Origin of the sequence: uncultured Campylobacter sp., from assembly GCF_937890585.1 — a bacterium.
Taxonomy (GTDB): domain Bacteria; phylum Campylobacterota; class Campylobacteria; order Campylobacterales; family Campylobacteraceae; genus Campylobacter_A.
The window spans coordinates 1-5,033 of sequence record NZ_CALACG010000223.1; the positions used below are offsets into that span (position 1 = coordinate 1).

Sequence of the window (5,033 nt, forward strand, 5' to 3'; positions counted from 1 at the left end):
GCCTTATACTCATCCATGTCGCTACCTTTGATCTCAACTGCGCCAGCTATTAGCTCTTTTAGTAATTTGCCCTCGTCGTTTAGCTCGCACCATATAAGATAGTTTTCATCGCTATTATTTACGATATTCGCGACCGCCTCGCATCTGTCCTCTAAACTCTCCTTTTTAGCCTCTCGCCTCTCGCTTAGTGTTTGTGCTGAGGTTGCAAAAAGTGAAGTTTTTGGCCTATGCTCGACTTCGATATGGTGCATTTTTAGCGGTGGTAGTTTAAATTTAGAGTCTTCATCAAGACTATATCCTAGATCGCTAGGCTTTGTAAAAAACGCACTCCAAGAGCTTACAAAGCGCCAAAATGGCTTTTGTGCATGACCTTTTAATATCCATTTTGATGTGTCACTACCATCATGGATAAAGTAAGTAGCTAACATCTCACTAAGACTCATCACGTTTAAAAATTCAGTATGGTTGCCTAGCTCCGTATAGTCGTTTGGCGACGGCGTGGCACTACAAGCGAGCTTATAAGGCGTGTGTTTAAAGCCCTCTATGATAATATCTCTACTCTTTGATGTGTAGCTTTTTATGCGGCTGCTCTCGTCAAGCACAACGCCCACAAACTCATCTAGGTTAAATTTATCCAGCTTTTCGTAGTTTGTGATATTTAAGCCGTTGATAACATCCTCGCTGCTCTCACAAAATTTAACTTCATAACCTAAAAGCTCTTTAATCTCATCGATACTTTGATGAGCGACCGCCAAAGGGGCGATGATAAGTACTGGCTTACGCTCTTTTTGCCACACCCTATAAGCCCACTCGCCTTGCATGGCAGTTTTACCGCTGCCAGTCATGGCAAATATGGCAAAATGCCCTTTTTTAAGGGCTAAATACACTAGATCCTTTTGATACTCAAAGAGCGCGCTATGCAAATCATCTCTTTTTATATCAACACTTTTAAAATTTATCTTTTTCTCTTTTTGTCTTAAAAAACTTTCATAATCAAAAACACTCATTTTTTATCCTTAATGCAAGCAGCTTTGAAAAAACTCAGGCAAGGATCTAATCTCGCCATCATCAACTATCAAATCTCTAATCTCAAAATGCTCTTTTAGGCTAAGCGACGCCATGAGTTTTGATAGCGTCTTAAGCCTCGTGATTTCAAAATCACTCCTTAATAAATCCATCTCTTTTTTACCAAGCCTTGATAAAAAGAGCGCTTTATTTAAAGCGACATACTTTTTAATCTCATCCTTACAAGCATCTTTAGCTTTTTGCCTATATGGCTCAAATTTATCATCCATTTTTAGCCCTAAAATAAGCTTTGCTCGCTACGCTCACGAAGCGCAAGCTCGCAATTTTTACGAGCGACATTAAAATAAGACTGCTTTAGCTCGATGCCTATGCCTCTACGTCTCATTTTTAGAGCTTGATAGACCTCTGAGCCAATACCAAGAAAAGGAGTAAAAACGATGTCGTTTTCATTACTCCAAAGCTGTAAGGCGCGCTCAATCACATCAAGTTGCAAAGGACATATATGCTTTTCGTCGTTATCGTCTCTACTACCCTTTAACGATAGAGTGTTAGACTGGTTTATATCCATCCATACTGGGCTTGCGTATCTTTGCCATACTTCGATGCTACCTCGGTTAAGGTTGCCTTTGCTCTCATCAAATTTAGCAGCGATCGGCGCTCCATCTCCTGCATAGTGATCAAATCCACCGCTTATCGGCTCAGCGTTATCACCAGGCTTTCTCATTGTGACTAAATAATCAGCTATGCCTTGCCTACACATCGCACTATCTTTTACGATCTGCTTATGCAGTAGTCCGAGCGCCTTAGTGCGTTGTTGCGCCACAACTGGATCTTTCCAAATGCACACCTCAGAGTGAAAAATAAATCCCACGCTTTCAAAAAGCTTTATAAGCTCGCCTCTAAAATCACGGATGCCGATATAGCCATCCTTAAATTTAGAATATGGCAAATTCATGCAGTGAAAACTCATCAATCGCCCACTTTTTAGCACTCTAAAAAGCTCACGAGCTAAAAACTCAAAATGCACCATAAATTCGCCTTTGTCCGAGTTGCCCATATCACGATCCGAGTTTGAATAAGTATAAAGACTATCAAAGGGCGGAGAATAGATAATATAATGCACGCTCTCATCCTCAAAGCCCTTTATCACTTCGCAACTATCGCCGTTATAAATAGCGTAGTCATCGCTTATAACTTGATCTAAAACGTCCATCTTACGCCTCTTTGCTCTTGATAAGCTCTAAAATCTCATCGCGATCGACAAAAACACTTCTAGCAGTTACGGCGTAGCGCTTTATGATGCCCTTTTGCGCCCATTTTTTGATCGTTATGATGCTTAAATTTAGCATCGCTGCCGCATCCTTGTAGCTCATATAATTTATTTTTTCTATTTTCATCATTCACCCTTTAAAAATCGCTCTTTGATCTGCAAATTCTCAAAAACTACACATATATGATTGGCTTTTGCGAATTCGTACTCCTCTTTTATCCCTTTGCTTTTATCGTTGTAAAGCACGTCGGCGATAAAGAGAAAATCGCACTTTTTAAGCTCACCAAAACACTTTTTCATAGCCTCGTCGCGGCTTATATCAAGCTCGCCAAACTCCAAAACTGGCACGAAAAAGCTAAATTTCGAGCTAAAGATATGCTTAGCCCTATCTTGTGCTTTGCCTGCTAAATAAAAGGCATCGCCAACGCTAAAGCCTGCATTTAGCACCGTATCATAGGGGCTTGCAACATATACTTTTAGCGTCTTTTCTGCTTTCATCGCATAAGCCTCTCTCAAATGTCTTATAGAGGGGTAGCCCTCAACTAAATTTCTTAGCTCATCCTTGCTAAATGCAAATGCCGCTTTTTGTGTCTTAAACATACTCTGCCTTTTTATGCGGATTTTGTAAAAGATAAATGACGTCTGTTATCTTTTATAAAAGCCACTTGCTCGCCAAGCACACCAATATCCACGCCGTAAGGATAGGCGTTACCCGTTAGTCGGTTAATCATCTCATCCATCACGGCCACATACTCCGCCAAGCGGTCATATTCTGCGTGGTCGATAAATTTGTCCCTTAGCCTAAATGTAAGCTCTAGCCTATGCCACCCTTTTAAACTCTCGTCTAGCTTTTGATGGTGGTAGTTTGTTTGCTTTTCGAATTTGTCGTAAAAGCAGACCTTTTTTAAGCCGTAAAATCGCTCATAACACTCGTTTTCATATATAGTTGTTTTGTAGCTTATAAACTTGTCACCAAAACGAGTAAAACGCTTTGCAAACCACTCTTTTGAGCTTGACCCTGCCTGCTCGTCGCACTTAAAGTCGTGCGCTATGTCAAATTCGTAAGGCTTAAAACGTCTTAAAAATTTACTTAGCACTTTGTAAGTTTCTTTAAAGACTTCACGGCTAGGCTGGTAAAGTCCTGCAAAGACTACTTTTATATAGTAGCCGTAAGGTTTTTTACGCTTTTTACAAAGATCATTTAGCTCGTTTGAATTCTCAATTACGATCATCGAGTTAGTTAAGCTCGTCACGCCTCTTTTAAAGCTCACATAGCGGATCTTGTACTTCACATCTTCAGGCAATAAAAGCGGCTCGTCTGGCTTATCTTTTTTATATTTTTCTTTGACGTAAGTCGTGATCGCTTTATTTCTGTTAATGTTTCTTAGTTTTGTATTTAGCTCTATCTTCTTCATAAATTTTAAAAAGCTAGACTTTGAGAGGATAAAACGATACGCATCAATGCCAGTGCTAAAATCAACCTTTAGCCCTTTGGCATTTTTGACACTCTTAAATTTAGCGCTCATATCGATACTCCTCTATCAAATGCAAGATCAAAATTTATTGATCAACTCTTCTAATAACGCACAAATCATCGCCGCAATACAAAATACGACAAGCCAAGCATAATTACTCATCTTTACCTTCCTCTTTTTCAAGGTGGAGCCCTACTTCTATCTTGTCACTTAGTCTTTCTAATGTATCAAGGTAATTTTTGCGGTCTTCTCTTAACTCTTTTATCTGCATATCTAACCTATCGATAGCATTTCTTACCTCAAAAAATCTCTTTAAATTTTCAAGTAACTCTGTATTCATTTCTTAGCCTTTCTCATGCCCTTAAAATTGCCGTCTTTTGTTAGCTCGACCTCATAGCCAAGCGCCGCCATCGCGTCAATAAAAGCTAAAATTTCGCCTATCGTTTTAGTCGTATGCACGGAATAACTCCTCTGCCTCTTTTTTATCCATTTCTCGCGAGCTGCCATCTGGCGCTTTAACCACCCCCTCGCTAATATAAAACACCGCGCCGTTTGATCCGCCACTTATTTGGGCGTTTGACGACTCACGCCAAGGGATGCCGTCAGCGTCTAGCACTCTCGCCGCTCGCCTACTCACGTATGAGCCATTTGAGATTTGAGGTAGTCCTCTTTGTTTGCAATACTCTTTTAAATTTATACCTGTCTCGTTATATACCATCATCGAGAGTGTAAGCATTTCTACTCCTTACTTAGTCCGTCTAGCATGATTAATATTTTTGTTTTTCTGATCTCTGCTTTTATCTTTGTTTTGCCAGCATCTTTTAAGTCGGCTTTATACATAGCAATAAGCTCGTCTAAGCGGTCTATTTTGCGCCTTAGCCTTATACTTTCGCCACTTGAAATAAAAGAACAAAGCGAAAAAGTCTTATTTGTTAGCTCGCGCTTGTGTGTGAGAGCGTCAATCTGCTCTTTGAAGTAGCGCATCTTTTTTTTAGAGATTTTTATATCTGCCTCGCAAGTCGTAAGCTCAAATTCTAAGTCGCCTATCTCGTCTAAAATGCTATCTTTTGGCATCTCGTATCCTTTTTTATTTTCTTAAGCCTCATTTATGGCTTACGATTTATAATTGTTATCAAAAATAATTTTGATGAGTGGATTATACATCATAATGATGTATATGTCAATACAAAATGAAATATTTTTTTAAAAAAGGAAACAAAATGACGTCTTATGATGATGTTGTGCCGGTTTTAAAAGAGTTG

At 39.4% G+C, this 5,033-nt stretch carries 10 protein-coding genes; all 10 read right to left on the reverse strand.

Going from position 1 to position 5,033, the window contains the following annotated elements; all coding sequences use genetic code 11:
* Positions 1-1,007: DEAD/DEAH box helicase family protein (locus tag Q0296_RS06620; RefSeq protein ID WP_298038299.1), on the reverse strand; the 1,007-nt coding region annotated here is incomplete at its 3' end.
* A 9-nt stretch (positions 1,008-1,016) separates the two neighbouring features.
* Complete coding sequence (locus tag Q0296_RS06625; protein WP_298038302.1) at positions 1,017-1,295, reverse strand: hypothetical protein; 279 nt, start codon at positions 1,293-1,295, stop codon at positions 1,017-1,019.
* An 8-nt stretch (positions 1,296-1,303) separates the two neighbouring features.
* Entirely contained in the window at positions 1,304-2,239 is a 936-nt protein-coding gene (locus Q0296_RS06630; RefSeq protein ID WP_298038307.1) for a DNA methyltransferase, read from the reverse strand.
* 1 nt (position 2,240) lies between these two features.
* A complete protein-coding gene (locus tag Q0296_RS06635; RefSeq protein ID WP_103603447.1) occupies positions 2,241-2,423 on the reverse strand; it encodes a helix-turn-helix domain-containing protein in 183 nt (60 codons plus the stop codon).
* A complete protein-coding gene (locus Q0296_RS06640; RefSeq protein ID WP_298038312.1) occupies positions 2,423-2,896 on the reverse strand; it encodes a DUF4406 domain-containing protein in 474 nt (157 codons plus the stop codon). The genes Q0296_RS06635 and Q0296_RS06640 overlap by 1 nt, the downstream gene beginning before the upstream one ends.
* An 11-nt stretch (positions 2,897-2,907) precedes the next feature.
* On the reverse strand, positions 2,908-3,822 hold the full coding sequence (locus Q0296_RS06645; protein WP_298038314.1) for a hypothetical protein: 915 nt from the start codon (positions 3,820-3,822) through the stop codon (positions 2,908-2,910).
* A gap of 103 nt (positions 3,823-3,925) precedes the next feature.
* Positions 3,926-4,111: a hypothetical protein gene (locus tag Q0296_RS06650; protein ID WP_298038317.1), complete on the reverse strand. Its 186-nt coding sequence runs from the start codon at positions 4,109-4,111 to the stop codon at positions 3,926-3,928.
* Positions 4,108-4,230, reverse strand: a complete 123-nt coding sequence (locus Q0296_RS06655; protein ID WP_298038320.1) for a hypothetical protein — start codon at positions 4,228-4,230, stop codon at positions 4,108-4,110. Before Q0296_RS06655 ends, Q0296_RS06650 begins: the two co-directional genes overlap by 4 nt.
* Positions 4,217-4,507 (reverse strand): hypothetical protein, encoded by a 291-nt coding sequence (locus Q0296_RS06660; protein WP_298038322.1) that lies wholly within the window; start codon positions 4,505-4,507, stop codon positions 4,217-4,219. Before Q0296_RS06660 ends, Q0296_RS06655 begins: the two co-directional genes overlap by 14 nt.
* A 2-nt stretch (positions 4,508-4,509) precedes the next feature.
* Positions 4,510-4,845, reverse strand: coding sequence for a hypothetical protein (locus Q0296_RS06665; protein WP_298038325.1), 336 nt, complete (start codon positions 4,843-4,845; stop codon positions 4,510-4,512).
* Positions 4,846-5,033: the final 188 nt, after the last annotated feature.